Origin of the sequence: Corynebacterium faecium (assembly GCF_027257105.1) — a bacterium.
Classification (GTDB): Bacteria; Actinomycetota; Actinomycetes; order Mycobacteriales; family Mycobacteriaceae; genus Corynebacterium; species Corynebacterium lehmanniae.
On the sequence record NZ_JAPYJX010000004.1, the window covers coordinates 24,039 to 40,606 of the forward strand.

General features: G+C 64.5%; 9 protein-coding genes. 4 read left to right on the top strand and 5 right to left on the bottom strand.

Annotated elements, in window-relative coordinates:
- Positions 1–12: 12 nt before the first annotated feature.
- The gene (hrpA, locus tag O5O53_RS05075) at positions 13–3,978 is read right to left on the bottom strand and encodes an ATP-dependent RNA helicase HrpA (protein ID WP_269509587.1); all 3,966 of its coding nucleotides are present in this window, start codon (positions 3,976–3,978) and stop codon (positions 13–15) included.
- A 15-nt stretch (positions 3,979–3,993) separates the two neighbouring features.
- Positions 3,994–4,950: a hydrogen peroxide-inducible genes activator gene (locus O5O53_RS05080; protein WP_239306953.1), complete on the bottom strand. Its 957-nt coding sequence runs from the start codon at positions 4,948–4,950 to the stop codon at positions 3,994–3,996.
- Positions 4,951–5,067: 117 nt separating this feature from the next.
- Here O5O53_RS05080 and O5O53_RS05085 point away from each other — a divergent pair, with 117 nt between their 5' ends.
- From O5O53_RS05085 to O5O53_RS05100, 4 genes are all read left to right on the top strand, one after another.
- Positions 5,068–5,664, top strand: a complete 597-nt coding sequence (locus O5O53_RS05085) for a peroxiredoxin (RefSeq protein ID WP_239306952.1) — start codon at positions 5,068–5,070, stop codon at positions 5,662–5,664.
- 40 nt (positions 5,665–5,704) lie between these two features.
- Positions 5,705–6,229 carry an alkylhydroperoxidase, AhpD family gene (gene ahpD, locus O5O53_RS05090; protein WP_269509589.1) on the top strand — a complete coding sequence of 175 codons (525 nt, stop codon included), beginning with the start codon at positions 5,705–5,707 and terminating at the stop codon, positions 6,227–6,229.
- A gap of 246 nt (positions 6,230–6,475) precedes the next feature.
- Positions 6,476–7,129 carry an ATP-binding cassette domain-containing protein gene (locus O5O53_RS05095; protein ID WP_269509591.1) on the top strand — a complete coding sequence of 218 codons (654 nt, stop codon included), beginning with the start codon at positions 6,476–6,478 and terminating at the stop codon, positions 7,127–7,129.
- Between the two features lie 3 nt (positions 7,130–7,132).
- Positions 7,133–8,875 carry a hypothetical protein gene (locus tag O5O53_RS05100; protein WP_269509593.1) on the top strand — a complete coding sequence of 581 codons (1,743 nt, stop codon included), beginning with the start codon at positions 7,133–7,135 and terminating at the stop codon, positions 8,873–8,875.
- 210 nt (positions 8,876–9,085) lie between these two features.
- Here O5O53_RS05100 and O5O53_RS05105 read toward each other — a convergent pair whose 3' ends face one another.
- From O5O53_RS05105 to O5O53_RS05115, 3 genes are all read right to left on the bottom strand, one after another.
- Positions 9,086–12,517, bottom strand: coding sequence for a proline dehydrogenase family protein (locus O5O53_RS05105; protein ID WP_269509595.1), 3,432 nt, complete (start codon positions 12,515–12,517; stop codon positions 9,086–9,088).
- A gap of 147 nt (positions 12,518–12,664) precedes the next feature.
- On the bottom strand, positions 12,665–13,912 hold the full coding sequence (locus O5O53_RS05110) for an NAD(P)/FAD-dependent oxidoreductase (protein WP_181888568.1): 1,248 nt from the start codon (positions 13,910–13,912) through the stop codon (positions 12,665–12,667).
- Between the two features lie 98 nt (positions 13,913–14,010).
- A complete protein-coding gene (locus O5O53_RS05115) occupies positions 14,011–16,551 on the bottom strand; it encodes a DEAD/DEAH box helicase (protein WP_181889597.1) in 2,541 nt (846 codons plus the stop codon).
- Between the last annotated feature and the right edge of the window lie 17 nt (positions 16,552–16,568).

Genomic DNA, 16,568 nt, shown 5'->3' on the forward strand with positions numbered 1-16,568 from the left:
GCGGCCATGGCGCTAACGCAGCGCGTCAATCTTTTTCTCAATGCGACGCTGGCTCACCGGCCTCGGCGTGCCCAGCCGCTGCGCAAACAGGCTCACCCGCAGCTCCTCAATCAGCCACAAAATGTCCTTGTAGGCCTTGGTCTTTGTCCGGCCCGCAGGCAAGGACTTCATACGCTGCGCCAAGTAAGCCTTCACCGAATCAATCACGGACTGCCGGTCGGCGTCGCGGTCCGGATCTAGGCGCATGTCCTCCAACCGGATCCGCATCGCGTCGATGTAGCGGGGCAAATGCTGCAAGTGGCCGATGCCGTGAACGGTTACCGCGTGCTTCGGCAGGAAGAACTGCAGCTGCGACGTCATGTCGTCGATAGCTGGGCCTTCCCACTGCCGCAGCTCCGCTGCAATGCTCGCGTACTCTGCGAGCGCCGGCGCCAACGTGACCACCACACGGCGCACACCTCCTGCGACCTGGGGCCGGATTTCGCCCACCAGCGCGTCGAACTCCTCGGGGGAGCGCACCGGCCCGCCGGAGGAGAACATCAGGTCGCGGATCACAGCGACGCGGGCGTCCTCCACAAGCCCGTCGGCGCCGCCGTGCGGGTAGCGGTCCACCGCCACCTTCTGCCGCAGCGGCAGCCCCTTGGTCATCTGCCCCGCGTTGACAGTGATCTCCCGCAGCAGCAGCGTCAGCGTCGCCGTGACCATCGAGGCGTCCGCGGTGGCCTTCGTCGGATGCACGGTGACCTTCACGCCGTCCTTGGTGGCCTCGAGTGCCGGGTAGGCGTCGACCTCGTTGCCGTCGATAGTGGTGGTTACCGTCTCCGGCACCGCGCCGAGGGAGTCGGTGGTCCACTTCGCCACCGCATCCGATTCAGATGTGCGGCCGGCCTTGGACACGGAGGACTTGATCTTGCCGGCCTGGCGGCGCTTCAACGCACCGAGGTCCGTGTCGTGGTCGACCACTTTGCCGCGGCGGTCGATCGCCGCGAACGTGACCTTCAGGTGGTCCGGGAGCGCGGCCGGGTTGAAGTCGGCACCGTTGATGCCGCGCCCGCCGACGCTTCTGAGAGCCTCCGCGAGTGCCTCGGCAAACGGTGTTTCCCGCAGCTCCCGCTCGCTGACGCCGTCAGCGTCCTGCTGCGCGCGGATCGCGTCGAGGGCGCGCTCGGCGAAGTCTGGTGCCGGCACCACGGTCTTGCGCAGCGCCTTTGGCAGCGTGCGGATGTACTCCGCGGCAAGCTCCGAGCGCAGCCCCGGCACCAGCCAGTCAAAACCTTCCGGCCGCAGGTTGGCCAGAAGCGGCACGGGCACGTCCACGGTGACACCGTCGAAAGGATCGCCCGGCTCGAACTTGTAGCGCAGCGCGTAGTCGATGGAGCCTTGGCGCCACACCTCGGGGAAGGCGGCGGCGGAGGAGTCCACGCCTTCGTCGTCGAGAAGCGCGGCTGGGTCAAAGTCCAAGTAGTGCTTGTCCTCGGCCCGCTTTTTCTTCCACCACGAGTCGAAGTGGCGGGCGGTGGTGACACTTTGCGGCAAGCGCGAGTCGTAGAACTCGAACAGGGTGTCCTCGTCCACCACCAATCCGCGGCGGCGCACCTTTTCCTCCACCTCAGCGGCTTCGGCGAGTAGGGCTTCGTTGTGGTCGATGAAGTGGTGGTGGCGGTTCCAGTCGCCCTCGAGCAGGGCGTGGCGAATAAACATGTTGCGCGCGCCCTCGGCATCCACGCGGTGGTAAGGCACAAGCCGGTCGCGCACGATGGTCACGCCGTAGAGCATCGACTTCTGGTGCACCATCGCGGCCGAGCGCTTCCGCGACCACACAGGCTCGGAGTAGCTGTGCTTCATCAGCTCGCCCGCGGCAGCCTCCACCCAGGCGGGCTCGATCTTTGCCACGTCGCGCGCCCACAGGCGCGAGGTTTCCACCAGCTCGGCGGCCATGAGGAACTCCGGGGGCTTTTTGCTTAGCGACGACCCGGGGAAGACCAAGAACCGCGTCCCGCGCGCACCCTGGAACTCCTTCGAGTTGCCGTCGCGGGCGCCGATGTTGGACAAAAGGCCCGTGAGCAGCGACTTGTGGATCGCGTCGGCGTCGCGCTCGCCGGCGACGTTCTCGGCTCGGGACCAGCCCAGCTGGCGCTCCACGTCGCGCAGTTGGCGCACCAGGTCGAACCATTCGCGGATGCGCATGTAGTGCAAAAACTCGCGCTTCATGCGCTTGCGGAAGGCGTTGCCGGATAGCTCGTCGCGCGAGTCGCCAATGTAGTCCCACAGCTTCAGCGAGGACAGGAAGTCCGACGTCGCGTCCTTGAACCGGGCGTGGGCCTGGTCGGCCTGGGCCTGGTACTCCAGGGGGCGCTCACGCACGTCCTGGATGGTCATGCTGGCCACGATCACGGTGACGTCGTCGAGCACACCGAGCCGGTTGGCCTCCACCAGCATGCGCGCCATCTTCGGGTCCACCGGAATGCGCGCGATGTCGCGCCCGACGTCGGTGAGCACGGGTGCGCCGTCGCGTTCTTTGTCCGAGATCGCGCCGAGCTCGTGCAGGAGCAGCAGGCCGTCGCGCACGGCCTTCTTATCCGGCGGCTGGATGAAGGGGAAGTCGTTGATGTCGCCGAGGCGCAGGGAGATCATCTGCAGCACCACGGAGGCCAGGTTGGTGCGCAGGATCTCCGGGTCGGTGAACTCGGGGCGCGCCTCGAAGTTGTCCTCGGAGTACAGGCGGATGGCCACACCGTCGGCGATACGGCCGGAGCGGCCGGAGCGTTGGTTGGCGGAGGCCTGGGAGATCTCCTCGATGGGCAGTCGCTGCACCTTGGTGCGCGTGGAATAGCGCGAGATGCGCGCCAGGCCGGTGTCCACCACGTAGTGGATCCCCGGCACGGTCAGCGAGGTCTCCGCGATGTTGGTGGACAGCACGATGCGCCGACCGGAGTGCGGGGCAAAGACTCGGTGCTGCTCCGCATTCGATAGGCGGCCGAACAAAGGCACGACCTCGACGCCGCGCCAGTGCTGCTTTTCAATGGCCTCCATGCAGTCGCGGATGTCGCGCTCGGAGGCGAAGAAGCACAAGATGTCGCCTTTGCCTTCGCCCATGAGCTCCTTGCAGGCTTCGACCACACCGTCGATCATGTCGGTGTCGATCTCCTTGACGGAGCCGTCTTTTGCCTGCACCTGCTCCACCAGGGGGCGGTAGCGGATCTCCACCGGGTAGGTGCGGCCAGAGACCTCGATGATGGGGGCGGGGTTGCCCTCGGCGTCGGCAAAGTGCTCGGCGAAGGCTTCCGGGTCGATGGTTGCGGAGGTGACGATCACCTTCAGATCCGGACGCTTCGGCAGCAGCCGCTTGAGGTACCCGAGCAAAAAGTCGATGTTCAGCGAGCGTTCGTGCGCCTCGTCGATGATGATCGTGTCGTAGGCGTTGAGGAACCGGTCGCGCTGCATCTCCGCGAGCAGGATGCCGTCCGTCATCAGCTTCACCGCCGTGGATTCGGAGACCCGGTCGTCGAAGCGGATGGCGTAGCCGACGGACTCGCCGATGTCCTGGCCCAGCTCGTCGGCGATGCGCTCCGCCACAGTGCGCGCGGCGAGCCTGCGCGGCTGCGTGTGCCCGATCAGGCCTCGGCGCCCGCGGCCCAGCTCCAGCAGCATCTTCGGAATCTGGGTGGTTTTGCCGGAGCCGGTCTCGCCCGCGATCACCACGACCTGGTTGTCGCGCACCAGCTCCATGATGTCCTCGCGCCGCGCAGAAACCGGCAGGTTCTCCGGGTAGGTGATCTCGGGGACGAGGGCATCGCGCTTAGCGACGGCAGCTGCCGCCTTGTCCACGTCCGCCCCAATCGCCGTCAACGCTTCAGTGGAATTGGCCTTCTTCAGACGCCGGCGGAACCTGCGCACGTCAGCGATCGGGACGCCGTCGAGCGCCTCATACAGCTGCGGCTTCGTGGGAGGTGAGGTAGGGGATGCGTGCTCATTCATAACCAGAGCGTGAGTCTAGCGCGGCAGCAGCTTACGGCTCGATTCCGTCGCTTCCTTGAAGGCGCGGGAGACTAACTCGCCGAGCTGCTCGAACTCCGGACGGCGACGAGACGATGCCCGCATTGCGAGCCCGACGGTGCGTTTCGCGTCCACGCCCGGGCCGAAGGCGGAAACGGCGATGCCGGGGCGCGCGCACTCGGTGGACAAGGCGGAGACGGGCACCAGCGTGGAGCCGAGTCCGGCCACCACCAGCTGCACCACCGTGGTCAGCGACGCCGCGCGGGTGACTGACTGCGCGCCGGGGGAGCGGTTGACCTCCGCGATCTTGCACAACTCCACGATTTGATCGCGCAGGCAGTGCCCGTCGTCCAGCAACAGCAGATCGAGGTCGTGCAGCGCGTTCAGATCGAGGTCTCCTCTGCCGGCCACGGGATGGTCGGGGGAGGTGATCACCGCGAAGGTTTCGTCGTAGAGCGGGATTTCCGACACCCCGGTGGCGCCGGTTGGGGTGGCGAGCACTGCGACGTCGATCTGCCCGTCGCGAAGCCGCTGCAGCAGCTCCTCGGTCTGGTTCTCCACAATGCGCGGCTCCAAGTCCGGATACTCCTCCTCGATGAGCTTCAGCAGCGTCGGCAGGATGTACGGGGCGATGGTGGGGATCATGCCGATGTTCAGCGGCCCGGCCAGCACTCCGAGGGCGCCGCGGGATTGCGCTACGAACGCGTCGGCAGCTTCCAGCGTCGCCTTCGCATAGGGGAGGAGCTCCTCGCCGGTGGGGGTGACGATGACGCGCCGGGTGGAGCGCTCGATGAGTTGGATGCCCAAGCCGGCCTCCAAGGCGGCGAGTGCCTGTGAGAGGGACGGCTGTGAGATGCCGAGCTTGTTCGCCGCGGAGACGAAGTGCTTTTGCTCGGCGACGGTGACAAACGTCCGGATCTGAGCGAGCGTCGGTTTATACTCTCGATTAGTCATGCCTATGAACCTACACGAAGTTCATAGGTTTTTACGTTGAAAGCGGGCGCGTTCTGTGTCATACTGGTTGCTGTCCGTTGAAAATCACCTTTGACCAGTTTCTTTGGAGGAATTTCTATGCCGATCATGACCGTTGGAGAGCGTTTCCCGGAGTTCGACCTTGTCGCGCTGAAGGGTGGCAACCTGAAGGAAGCTAACGCGGCTACTCCGGACGACTACTTCGAGAACGTGTCGCTGGACAAGTACGAGGGCAAGTGGAAGATCGTCTTCTTCTACCCGAAGGACTTCACCTTCGTCTGCCCGACCGAGATCGCCGCATTCGGCAAGCTCAACGAGGAGTTCGAGGACCGCGACACCCAGGTGCTCGGCGGCTCCACCGACAACGAGTACTCCCACTTCAACTGGCGTGCGACCCACGAGGACCTGCTGGACATCCCGTTCCCGATGTTCGCTGACGTCCGCCACGACCTGATCCGCGCGCTCGGCGTCGAGAACGCTGACGGCGTGTGCGACCGCGCAACCTTCATCATCGACCCGGACGGCATCATCCAGTTCGTCTCCGTCACCCCGGACGCTGTCGGTCGCAACGTCGACGAGGTTCTGCGTGTGCTCGACGCGCTGCAGTCCGAAGAGGTCTGCGCCTGCGATTGGCAGAAGAACGACCCGACGAAGAACATCGACAAGATGGCCGTGGTCCAGGAGTCCCTGAAGTAAACCCTTTTTCAGTTAAACCCGTCCGGCAAAGGAGAACATGATGTCGATTGAGAACCTGCGCGGCGCACTGCCCGAGTACGCGAAGGACCAGAAGCTCAACCTCGGTTCGCTGACCCGCTCCACCGAGCTCAGCGAGCAGCAGCTCTGGGGCACCCTTCTCGCCTCCGCGGCAGCGACCCGCAACGCGAAGGTCATCGCCGAGATCGCTGAGGAAGCCAAGGAGCACCTCTCCGAGGAGGCTGCGGATGCCGCGTACGGCGTCGCCACCGTCATGGCGATGAACAACGTCGCCTACCGCGCCAAGGGCTGGCTCGGCGACGATTACGCCAACGTGAAGTTCGGCCTGCGCATGAACATCATCTCGAAGCCGGGCGTGGAAAAGGCCGATTTCGAGCTGTGGTCGCTCGCTGTTTCCACCATCAACGGCTGCGAGCACTGCGCCGTGGCGCACGCCAACACCGTCCGCGAGGAAGGCGTGACCAAGGAGCAGGTCTGGGAGGCCGTCAAGATCGCTGGCGTTGTCCAGGCTGTGGCCCAGGCAATCACCATCGAGGACGCTCGCTAAGCATTTACGCTTGACGACGGCACGACCTCCGGCAAGAACCCGCACGAAGCGGGGGCTGCCGGAGGTTTCGTCGTTTAGCGGGGCGGTTTAGAGACCCTTCCGGTTTTAGAGTGCGTTGATGTTGTCCTGTAGTTGTCCGGAGTGGATCGCAGCACCAGTACTTGGGTAATTGTCACTCACGATAAACGTGTTCGTGCAATTGCCGATAGTGTCTTGGTGCTCGGATAACGTATGCCCTCTAACAAGATGGGAACTGTGATGGTCGCAATAGTTTGGAATAAAATCTCTTTTCGATACTCGAAATATGGGCCATATATTCTGCGGGATGCCGCGCTGTCGTTGTCACGGCCTGGCATCTACGAAGTCCGGGGCCCATCGGGAAGCGGTAAATCCACGGTTCTGGATCTGTTAGCCGGTCTGCGCTCACCCAGTGAAGGCAGGGTAACCATCGACGGTAAACGGTTCGGAAAGGGCGCGGCCAAGAAGCTAACCTCGTGGCGGGCCAAGCACGTCGGGTACGCACCACAGGCACCGACCCTCCTGCCTAGCCTCAGCTGCCGGGAGAACCTCGAGCTGGCAGTTCACGTCGCCGGACGGGGCCTCGACGCCCAGGGCAGGGAAGAGCTGCTTGGCACGTTGGGCATGCAGCCTTTCGCAGAAGCCCTGCCGGAGGAGCTATCCGGGGGTCAACGCCAGCGCGTTGCGGTGGCCCAGGCACTAGCTTCCCAACCGGACTTGGTGCTCATGGATGAGCCCGTCAGCGCGCTTGATGGAGCGAATGTCGCCGTGGTCGAGGACTTGTTGCGCCAGTCGGCGAAGCGGGGAGCGATAGTGGTCTATTGCTCCCACCGTGAGCTTTTCGACGGGCAGGCAAAAACGCTGCTGCAGATGGGGGCATAGCTCATGAAGACCATGACTCCCACCGCCGCCTACCGGAGAGAGCTGTCGGTGACGGCGCGCCCCTTCATCGGGGGAATCGTACTGGCTGCGGTAGTAATAGGCACGCTCGTCGGCACCATCCTTTACGTCGCATTCTCGACTGGCGGAAGCAGCGACTTCAAGGCCGGCGTGACGAATATGAGCCTAATTGCGATCATCCCGGCATACGCCGGGGTCCGGTTGGCGCATGAGAATTTTATCGCGGACCACCGAAATACCGTGCAAGCGCTGCGGATTCTCGGCAAAGGCAGGGCGTTTTTCACCAGGCACCTGCTCCTGCAAGGGGCGTGCCTGGCGCTTCTGGCAAGCGCTTCGGCGGTCGTGTTGGGACGGTTGTTAGCGACGCCGCTTTTCAAGGTGATTCTGCTAGGGCTCAACAAGCAGCTGCCAGATCACTGGGGCTCGCCCATTGACGTTGCCTGGTCGTCACTGCTGGTCTTAGTCCCCCTGTACCTCCTCGGCGTGGGGATTCTCAACGTCGACAAGGTGCTAGCCAAAACCGGGGATCAGGGAGCGGCGACAGTAGGTAAGTCCAAATCCTTGATGGGGCTGGTTGGCTTAGTGCTCGCAGCGGTCAATGTTGCCGCGGGTATCTGGTGCATGGTGACGACTCCGCCAGGGCCTGTCGTGTTGATTTTCGTCTTCACCTTGCCGTTCCTCGCTGTCACACTTGCCGGCACCTTCGCCCGGGTGCTAGCTCGCTGGGCAGCCGCGGCGATCAAAAAGGTGAGCGGATGGTCGGCACCCGCGCTAGGCATCCGCTCCTCCGAAACCGTCGGGACGACCTCGAGGGTGGGGCTTGCTACCGCGCTCGTAGCCATTCCGCTGGCAGGCTTCACAGGTGCACAGACCTCGTTATGGGCGGCAAATTACGTAGGCTCCCAGAATTTCCAACCGGTCCCAGTCGTCGTTGGCCAAGATTTTCGCCTACTGGAAGCGCAGGAAGCAGACGGTGTATGTGAGGAGATCGGCGACGACTGCCGTGGGGTGGTCTACTGGCAGCCTTCGGACTTCGAATCCGCGGGGGAGACCTCCGTACCGATGGAGAAAGCGTCTGACTATTCTCTGGCCGGATCGAATGACCACGTGATAGGGCAGCTACTCTCGCCCGTGGCGCCGGTGAAAGCTCACAGCCCCTTCTACCCAGACTTCATGGTCCCGTTCTTCGGTATTTCTAGCGAGTCTCCGGTCAAACCGGAATGGGGGCTTCCCGTGGTCGCAGAATCGGCTAGCGCACCGGATCATCTCCGGGTGGAGTCCGCGCAGGATTGGGTACGGCATGTGGATATGGATAGCCAGATCATGTACGGGCCTCACGGCGACGGAACCGCCGGCTTCGTCCCCACCGCGGCCTACACTTTGCTGGCGATCTGCCTGGTCCTCGCGGTCTCTGTGATGGGCAAGCGGGCCAATTTGCATGCGTTCTTCTCACCACTGCGTCTTCTGGGCCGTACCCAAGGCGCGATCCAACGAGCAGAGTTCTGGGCAATCCTCTTTCCGTACTGTGTTGCCATGCTGACAGCGCTCCTAGTGGGCATCTGGTACACGGTCGCCGTCCATGTCGCAGTCTCGGGGTACCCGGGGGCGCTGCTGCCTTACCTTCCCCCAGGGCTATGGGTGCTCTTTGTCCTTGTTTTCTTAGGCACGAGTGCGACTGCCTTCTTGCCAACTCCAGACAAGGACGAGCGTGGCGCAGATGTGCCCTAGACACTGGCGTGCCGGCGCCTAAAGAGGCTCTTCCGGTTTCCACTCCGGGCAACTACTGGACAACATCAACGCACTCTAAAACCGGAAGGGCCGGTTTAGAGCGGGCTGAGCACGTTGGTGGTCAGCGAGAACAGATCCTTCGGATCCTTAGGATCAGCGGCCAGGTCGATGAACTCCTCGAACTCAGAGCCCGCCACAGAATCGCGGGTCTCAGTTCCGGATGCCAGCCGGATCGTGGATCACGCCGAAGCGGTGCAGCGTCGCGGAGACGGACTGCTCTAGCAGGTAGGGAAGGAGCTCGCGGCGCCCGTCGATGAGCACGGGCCCGTCGAACACCGCCGTGGCGACGTCGCCGTAGAGCTCTTCAGGCGCGCGTCCCACCACGCGGATGCGGTCAGGCGTGCCGGTGACGGCGTGCGCGTCGACGGCCACATCGGCTGCCTCGAGCTCACGCGCAATCGCATCCGGGGCGACCACGCACACCTCGGTTCCGGTGATCGCGGCGGCGAGTAGCTGGCGGTACACCTCGCGCAGCTGGTAGCCCTCGCCGACGTAGACCACGACCGGCTCGAGGGTGCTGCGGTAGCGGAAGATGTTGGCCTCGGAGCGCAGGCCGGAGTGGTCGTGGCCGCGGCCGAACTCGCTATCCCACGCGCGCTGGTCGTACTCGGCGGCGCGGGAAAGCCACCCGAAGTCCTCGTCGCTGACGTTGGCACGGAAAGCGTCGAGAAGCTCCTGCACCTTCGCCGAGATACTTACACCTATCGACGGCGCCAGCTCCGCCCGCTCCCGCCAAGTGCCCATCTGCGCAACGTAGTTCGGCCCGCCCGCCTTCGCGCCGGGCCCCACGGAGGACTTCTTCCAGCCGCCGAACGGCTGGCGCTGCACGATCGCGCCGGTGATGCCGCGGTTGACGTAGACGTTGCCGGCCTCGACGCGGTCGAGCCACGTGGTGATTTCCTCGCCGTCGAGGGTGTGGATGCCTGCGGTGAGGCCGAAGCCGGTGGAGTTTTGCCACTCGATCGCCTCGTCCAAGTCCTTGGCGTGCATGATGCCCAGCACCGGGCCGAAGCACTCGTTCTGGTGGTACCAAGAGCCGGGCTGCACGCCGTCGCGGATGCCGGGGGACCAGAACTTGCCCTCCTCGTCGAGTTTGCGGGGTTTCAGCAGCCATTTCTCGCCAGGCTCCAGGGTGGTCAGGCCGCGCTCCAGCTTTTCGCCTGGGGCTTCGATCAGGCCGTTCATGGTGGTGGACAGGTCGGTGCCCGGGCCCACCACGAGGGTGGAGGCTGCGTCGAGCAGCTGGTTTTTCAACCGGTCGGACTCGCCGGCGGAGCCGACGAGGATGGCCAGCGAGGCCGCGGAGCACTTCTGGCCTGAGTGGCCGAACGCGGACAGGTACAGGTCGTTGACCGCAAGGTCCGGGTCGGCGGACGGGGTGATGATAATGGCGTTTTTGCCGGAGGTCTCCGCCATGACGTTGAGCTTCGGGTTCCAGGACTTGAACAGCTGCGCTGTTTCGGATGCGCCGGTGAGGATGATGGCGTCCACGGCATCGTCGGTAAGCAGCGCCTTGCCCGCCTCACCCTCGTCCGCGCGCACGTACTGCACAGTGTCGGCGTTAATGCCCTTATCCGCGAACACCGTCTGGATGCAATCCGCGATGAGCTTGGCGCACTGCGTCACCTGCGGAGCCGGCTTGAGAATGACGGCGGATCCGGCGGCCAGCGCAGCCACCACGCCACCGGTGGGGATGGCTACCGGGAAGTTCCACGGTGGGACGACCACGGTGAGCCTGTTCGGCTCGAAGTCCGCGGCGATCTCGTCCAGGTGGCGGGCGCTGTCGGCGTAGTAGGTGCAGAAGTCGATCGCCTCGGAGATCTCCGGGTCCGACTGGTCCACCGTCTTGCCGGCCTCGTGCGCGGCCACGGCGACGAAGTCGCCGCGTCGGCGCGCGATCTCGTCGCCGATGGCGTCCAGGATGTCTGCGCGCTCGTGCGCGGAAAGTGCGCCCCATGCCTTCTGGGCTTCCTGGGCGCGGGCGATATGGTCGGAGATCACGGAGGGATCCGTGATCTCATCTCCGGTGTCTACAGCCGGCGGGTTTTCCAGGTGCTCGATTGCCCACGCACGGTTGGCTTCGAGCGCCGGGTCCGTGTCCGGCTCGTTGAAGAAGCGGCCGGTGGTGCCGGCATCCGCGGCGACCTGGCGTCCAGCCTCGTTGGTGCGGTCCTGGTCCCGGTTCGGTCCGTTGTGCACGTCCCAGCGGTTGTCCACCGCCCAGCGGAAGACGTTCTCTTGCTCTTTAATCGGGTCGCGCTTGGCGGTCTTCGGGGCGAATAGGGCATGCAGGAAGTTCTGCGGTGCGGCGTTTTCTTCGAGGCGGCGCACGAGGTAACTCACCGCCACGTCGAAGTCTTCTTTACGCACGACCGGGGTGTAGAGGATTTGGTGGCCGTAGGCTTCGCGCACGATTTCTTGCTGCGCCGGAGACATGCCTTGCAGCATCTCGGAATCGAGCATGTGGGCGACTCCGCGGCGCTGCGCGAGCTCGTAAGCGAGGGCAGACGTGAACAGGTTGTGTGAGGCGATGCCGATGGCGACGCTGTCGGCGTACTCGGGGCGGACGATGAAGTCGAGCAGACGGTAGTAGTTCGCATCCACTTCGTCTTTGGTCAGGTATGGCGCCTGCGCCCAACCCTTGACCTCCGCGTGGAGGCGCTCCATGGAGAGGTTCGCACCCTTGACCAGGCGGATCTTGATCTTGGAGCCGCCGTTGGCCACGCGCCTGTTTGCAAAGTCTGCGAGGTACTCCAGCGCGCCGAGTGTGTCGGGCAGGTACGCCTGCAGCACGATGCCGCCCTGGTAGTCCTTGAACTCGTCCTCGCTGAGCAGCTGGGTGAACACGTCGAGCGTGAGATGGAGGTCGTGGTACTCCTCCATGTCCATGTTGATGAACACCTGGGGGCTGCGGTCGCGCGCGGCGCGGTACAGCGGGCGGATGCGGTCTTTGACCAGGCGCACGCACTCGTCGTAGTCCCAGTGGTTGAGCTGGGAGACCATCGAAGACGCCTTGACGGACACGTAGGTCACCCGCGGGTTCTTGATCAGGTTGAGGGTGCGCTCGGCGCGGTCCGTCGCCTCCTTCTCGCCGAGCACGGCCTCGCCCAGCAAGTTGAGGTTGAGCTGCTCGCCGCGCTTTTCCGCATTGTCGAGCAGGTTGTTCAGCGCGTCCGACTCGGCGTCGAGCACGAGGTGGCCGACCAGCTGGCGCAGGCGCATGCGCGCAGCCGGGACAACCACAAACGGCAGGAACGGTCCGACGAAGGCGCCGGCGTCGACGAGCAGGGCATTGATGCGGCCAAGGAAGGACGCATCGACGCCCCTGGTGATTGCGCGCAGCGCGTTTGCAGCCACACGGTTGTCCTCGGGGCGCATCACGCGGTCGACGAAATCCATGGTGAAACGGACACCTTTGTCGTCGCGAAGCATCTCCGCGAGCTGCTGCGTCTGGGCGTCATTCGCATCCGCGTCGGCGGTGGCTCCCATCCAGTGGTACGCGCGGGCGACGGCTGCTTCCACGACGTTGTCGAGGTCAGCGGTGTTCTCGGGCGGAAGCTGGTTGGTGAGCAAGTTCGGCATATGTGTTCCTTACCACTAAAACAGTCCTATGTGACAACCCTCAAACTAATGCATATGTACGACGCAGGCCACTGATTTGTCAAAGATTCTCTGCGGGCATGAAAAAGCCCCGGAAAACACCGGTTTCCGGGGCTAGGGGAGGCGGGGTTAAAGGCCGCCGAAGGGGCCGCGCAGCGGATCGAACGGCGCGATGGTCTCGTCCACCTCGCCGGTCTCGATCTGCTTGGCCAGCATCTTGCCGGACAGCGGGCCGAGGATGATGCCCCACATGCCGTGGCCGCCGTTGGTGTACACGTTCGGTACCTTGGTCGCGCCCACCAGCGGCAGGCCGTCCGGGGTCACCGGGCGGGAGCCGACCCACTCGTCTTGGCGGTCCTCCCAATCGATGCCACGGAAGAACGGCTTGGTGGTGTGGATCATGGACGCGATTCGGCCAGGCTGGAACGGCTCGTCCGGGCCACGGAACTCCATCGTGCCGGCGATGCGGAAGCGGCCCTGGTACGGGGTGCAGGCGATCTTCGGGTCCGGAAGGTACACCGGGCAAGTTGCCGGCTCTGCGGTCTCCACGGAGAAGGAGTAGCCGCGGCCCGCCTGAATCAGCGTGGTCACGCCGAGGTCCTTGGCCAGTTTCGGCAGCCACGCGCCGGTGGCCAACACGACGTTGTCAGCGTGCAGCCACTCGCCGGTGGCCAGCTTCACGGCCGGCTTGCGGGTGGAGCTGACCTCCACGACCTCCACGCCGGTGGTGACCTTGCCGCCGCGCTCCACGATGGAGTTCGCGATTGCCTGGCAGTACGGGCCCGGCTCGATGAAGCGCTGGCCGCCCATGCGGTACGTCGCACCCACCTTGTCGGTGAGCATCGGGGCGTCCGTGCGGGCGTCGTCAAGCGTGATCTGCTCGAACGGGATCTCCTGGCCGTGGCGCTGGGCGCCCTCGACCTCCTTGAGGAAGCCGCTGGCCTTCTTCTCGTTTTCGAAACCGATGATGAACGGGCCTTCGTGGGTGGTCGCCTTCACGCCGCCGGCCTCGAGCTCGTCGAAGGCCGCGAGCGCGCCGAGATCGGCCTTGGTCAGGCCCGCCATCGTCTTGTCCCAGGCGCGGCCGGTGGCGTGCGCCATGAAGTTGGCGCAGAAACGCCACAGCTTCGGGTCGATGCGCACCGGCACATCGAGCGCGGCGTGCTTATCAAACAGTGCGGTCGGACCGTACGCCCACAGGCTCGAGTTCGACAGGGGAATGGTCTTGCCCGGCGCCAGCCAGCCGGCGTTGCCCCAAGACGAACCGGCGGCGACGTCGATGCGCTCGAGCACCTCCACCTCATGGCCGTACTCCTGAAGATGCCACGCGGTGGAAAGGCCGGTCATGCCGGCGCCCACGACGATCGTGCGGGTCATTTATGGTCCTCCTCACAAATAAAATCGATTGTGTTGAGGGCAATGTACCGCAGCGCATCCGTCGCCGCCCCGCATTTCGCCTATCGACGTCCCTTCGGTTACCCCCCTTTGACCACCAAGGCGGAAAGCCGCACTTCACCGGCCTCATCGGAGGCATCCAGATCGACAGTGCCGTGTAACTGGAAGGCGTTGTCGCCCTCCGGGTCCTTGATGATCTGCGAGACCTCCCAGAACCGGCCCGTGGTGTCCGCAAGGCGGAAAAACTCCGGCCCGCGCGCGTCGGGGCCCAAGTCCACATCGGCGTACTCGTCGAAGTAGTCGTCCATCGCCGCCGGCCAGTCCACACGCGCATCCGGTTCCAGGTAGTCCAGCATCTCCGCTAGCTGGTCCTCCTTCTCGTAGGCGAACAGCTCCACTAGGCGGAAGAAGTAGTTGCGCACCATGATGGTGAAGGCACGGCGGTTCGCAGTAAGCGCCGTGGGGTCCTCCACGCCGAAGGCGAGCTCGCGGTCGATGGTGTCCTGGCTCACCGGCTGGTCGTCCCCAGTCATGTGTGCCCACTCGTCGATGAGCGAAGAATCCACCTGCCGGATCAACTCGCCGAGCCAGACGACGATGTCCTCCAGCTCCTCGTTCATGTACGCGTCCGGGATGGAGTAGGACAGGGTGCGCCACGCGTCGGTGAGGTAGCGCAGCACCACACCCTCGGAGCGGGCCAGCCCATAGGTGGCAATGAGGTCCGAGAACGTCATCGCGTGTTCGATCATGTCGCGCACCACGGACTTCGGCGACAGTTCGAACTCCTTCGCCCAGGGGTTGCCCTGGGTAAACGTGTCGAAAGCCTCGTCCAGCTCGTCGGCGAGCGGTTTGGGGTAGGTCACGTCCTCGATGATCGCCATGCGCTCGGTGTAGTCCACCCCCTCCGCCTTCAGCGCAGCGATCTCCTCGCCGCGGGCGGCGGTTTGCTGGGCCTGCAGCAGCTGGCGCGGGTCGTCCAAAATGGCCTCGAACGCGGAAATCACGTCCAGCGTGTAGGTCTCCGACTCCGGGTCCAGCAACGTGAGAAACGCCAGCGCGAAAGGGGACAGCGGCTGGTTCAGCGCGAAATCGCGGTCCAGCTCCTGGGTCAGGGTGTACGGCCGGTACGCGGGAGAATCCGGCGTGCGCTCGACGACCCCGGCGTTGATCAGCCCGCGGAACAGGTTGACCGCCTGGATGATGTCGCGGTTCTGTTTCGCCCGCGGGTCGTGGTTCGTGCGCAGCAGATGGCGCATGTGCTCGTAACCGTCGCCTGGGCGGGCGACGACATTGAGCAGCATCGAGTTAGACACCTTGAACTGGCTGGTCAGCTCCTCCGGCTCGGCCACCTTAAGACGCTCGAAGGTGTTCTCGGACCAGCTGACCTCGCCGTCGCGTGCCGCCTTTTTGCGGATCTTCTTCAGCTTCTTCGGGTCGTCGCCTGCCTTGCGACGCAGCTTCACGTTCTCGATCTCGTGCTCCGGGGCCTCGACCACGACTGTGCCCTCGGTGTCGTAGCCCGCACGTCCGGCACGCCCGGCGATCTGGTGGAACTCGCGGGACTTCAAGATGCGCTGGCGGGTGCCGTCGAACTTGGCCAGGCCGGTGATCAGCACCGTGCGGATCGGCACGTTAATGCCTACGCCCAGGGTGTCGGTGCCGCAGATGACTTTTAGCAGTCCGGTCTGGGAGAGCCGCTCCACCAGACGGCGGTACTTCGGCAGCATGCCCGCGTGGTGCACACCGATGCCGCGGCGCACCAGTTTGGACAGGGTTTTGCCGAAGGTCGTCGTAAAGCGGAAGTCCCCGATCTCGTCCGCGATGCGCTGCTTCTCCTCAGGCGTGATGATGTTCATGCTCGTCAGCGCCTGCGCCCGCTCCGTGGCCTCGCGCTGGGAAAAGTGCACCACGTAAATTGGCGCCTTGTTGTCTTCGAGCAGCCCCTCGATGGTCTCGTGCACCGGGGAGAACACGTAGTGGAAGTCCAAAGGCACCGGGCGCTCCGCGCCGCCGACGTACGTGGTCTTGCGGCCCGTGCGCTCAGTGAGGTCCTTCTCCAGCCAGGCGGTGTCGCCCAACGTGGCGGACATGAGAAGGAACTGCGCCTTCGGCAGCTCCAGCAGCGGTACTTGCCACGCCCAGCCGCGCTCCGGCTCCGAGTAGTAGTGGAACTCGTCCATCACCACCTGGTCGATCCGGGCGTCCTTGCCTTCGCGCAGCGCGATGTTGGCCACGATCTCGGCGGTGGCAGCGATGATCGGAGCGTTCGAATTCACGGACGCGTCGCCCGTCATCATGCCGACGTTCTCCGCGCCGAAAATCTCGCACAGCGCGAAAAACTTCTCGCTCACCAGCGCTTTAATCGGCGCGGTGTAAAACGTGCGCTGGCCGCGCGCCATCGCGATGAAGTGCGCGGCGTTGGCTACCATCGACTTCCCCGAGCCGGTCGGGGTGGCCAAGATGACGTTGTCGCCCGCAAGCAGCGCGAGCGACGCCTCCTCCTGCGCCGGATACAGCGAGATGCCGCGGGATGTCGTCCACGAATTGAACGAGTCCCACACGGCGTCCTCGAACAGCGATTCGGGGGCCTGCGCAATGTCTTCAAGCAAATCGGTCAGCATCACAGCATTCACCGTAG

Bases quoted from the DNA above. Each gene is read 5' to 3' on its own strand.
- hrpA (WP_269509587.1), bottom strand. From the start codon at position 3,978: ATGAATGAGCACGCATCCCCTACCTCACCTCCCACGAAGCCGCAGCTG.
- O5O53_RS05080 (WP_239306953.1), bottom strand. From the start codon at position 4,950: ATGACTAATCGAGAGTATAAACCGACGCTCGCTCAGATCCGGACGTTT.
- O5O53_RS05085 (WP_239306952.1), top strand. From the start codon at position 5,068: ATGCCGATCATGACCGTTGGAGAGCGTTTCCCGGAGTTCGACCTTGTC.
- ahpD (WP_269509589.1), top strand. From the start codon at position 5,705: ATGTCGATTGAGAACCTGCGCGGCGCACTGCCCGAGTACGCGAAGGAC.
- O5O53_RS05095 (WP_269509591.1), top strand. From the start codon at position 6,476: ATGGGAACTGTGATGGTCGCAATAGTTTGGAATAAAATCTCTTTTCGA.
- O5O53_RS05100 (WP_269509593.1), top strand. From the start codon at position 7,133: ATGAAGACCATGACTCCCACCGCCGCCTACCGGAGAGAGCTGTCGGTG.
- O5O53_RS05105 (WP_269509595.1), bottom strand. From the start codon at position 12,517: ATGCCGAACTTGCTCACCAACCAGCTTCCGCCCGAGAACACCGCTGAC.
- O5O53_RS05110 (WP_181888568.1), bottom strand. From the start codon at position 13,912: ATGACCCGCACGATCGTCGTGGGCGCCGGCATGACCGGCCTTTCCACC.
- O5O53_RS05115 (WP_181889597.1), bottom strand. From the start codon at position 16,551: ATGCTGACCGATTTGCTTGAAGACATTGCGCAGGCCCCCGAATCGCTG.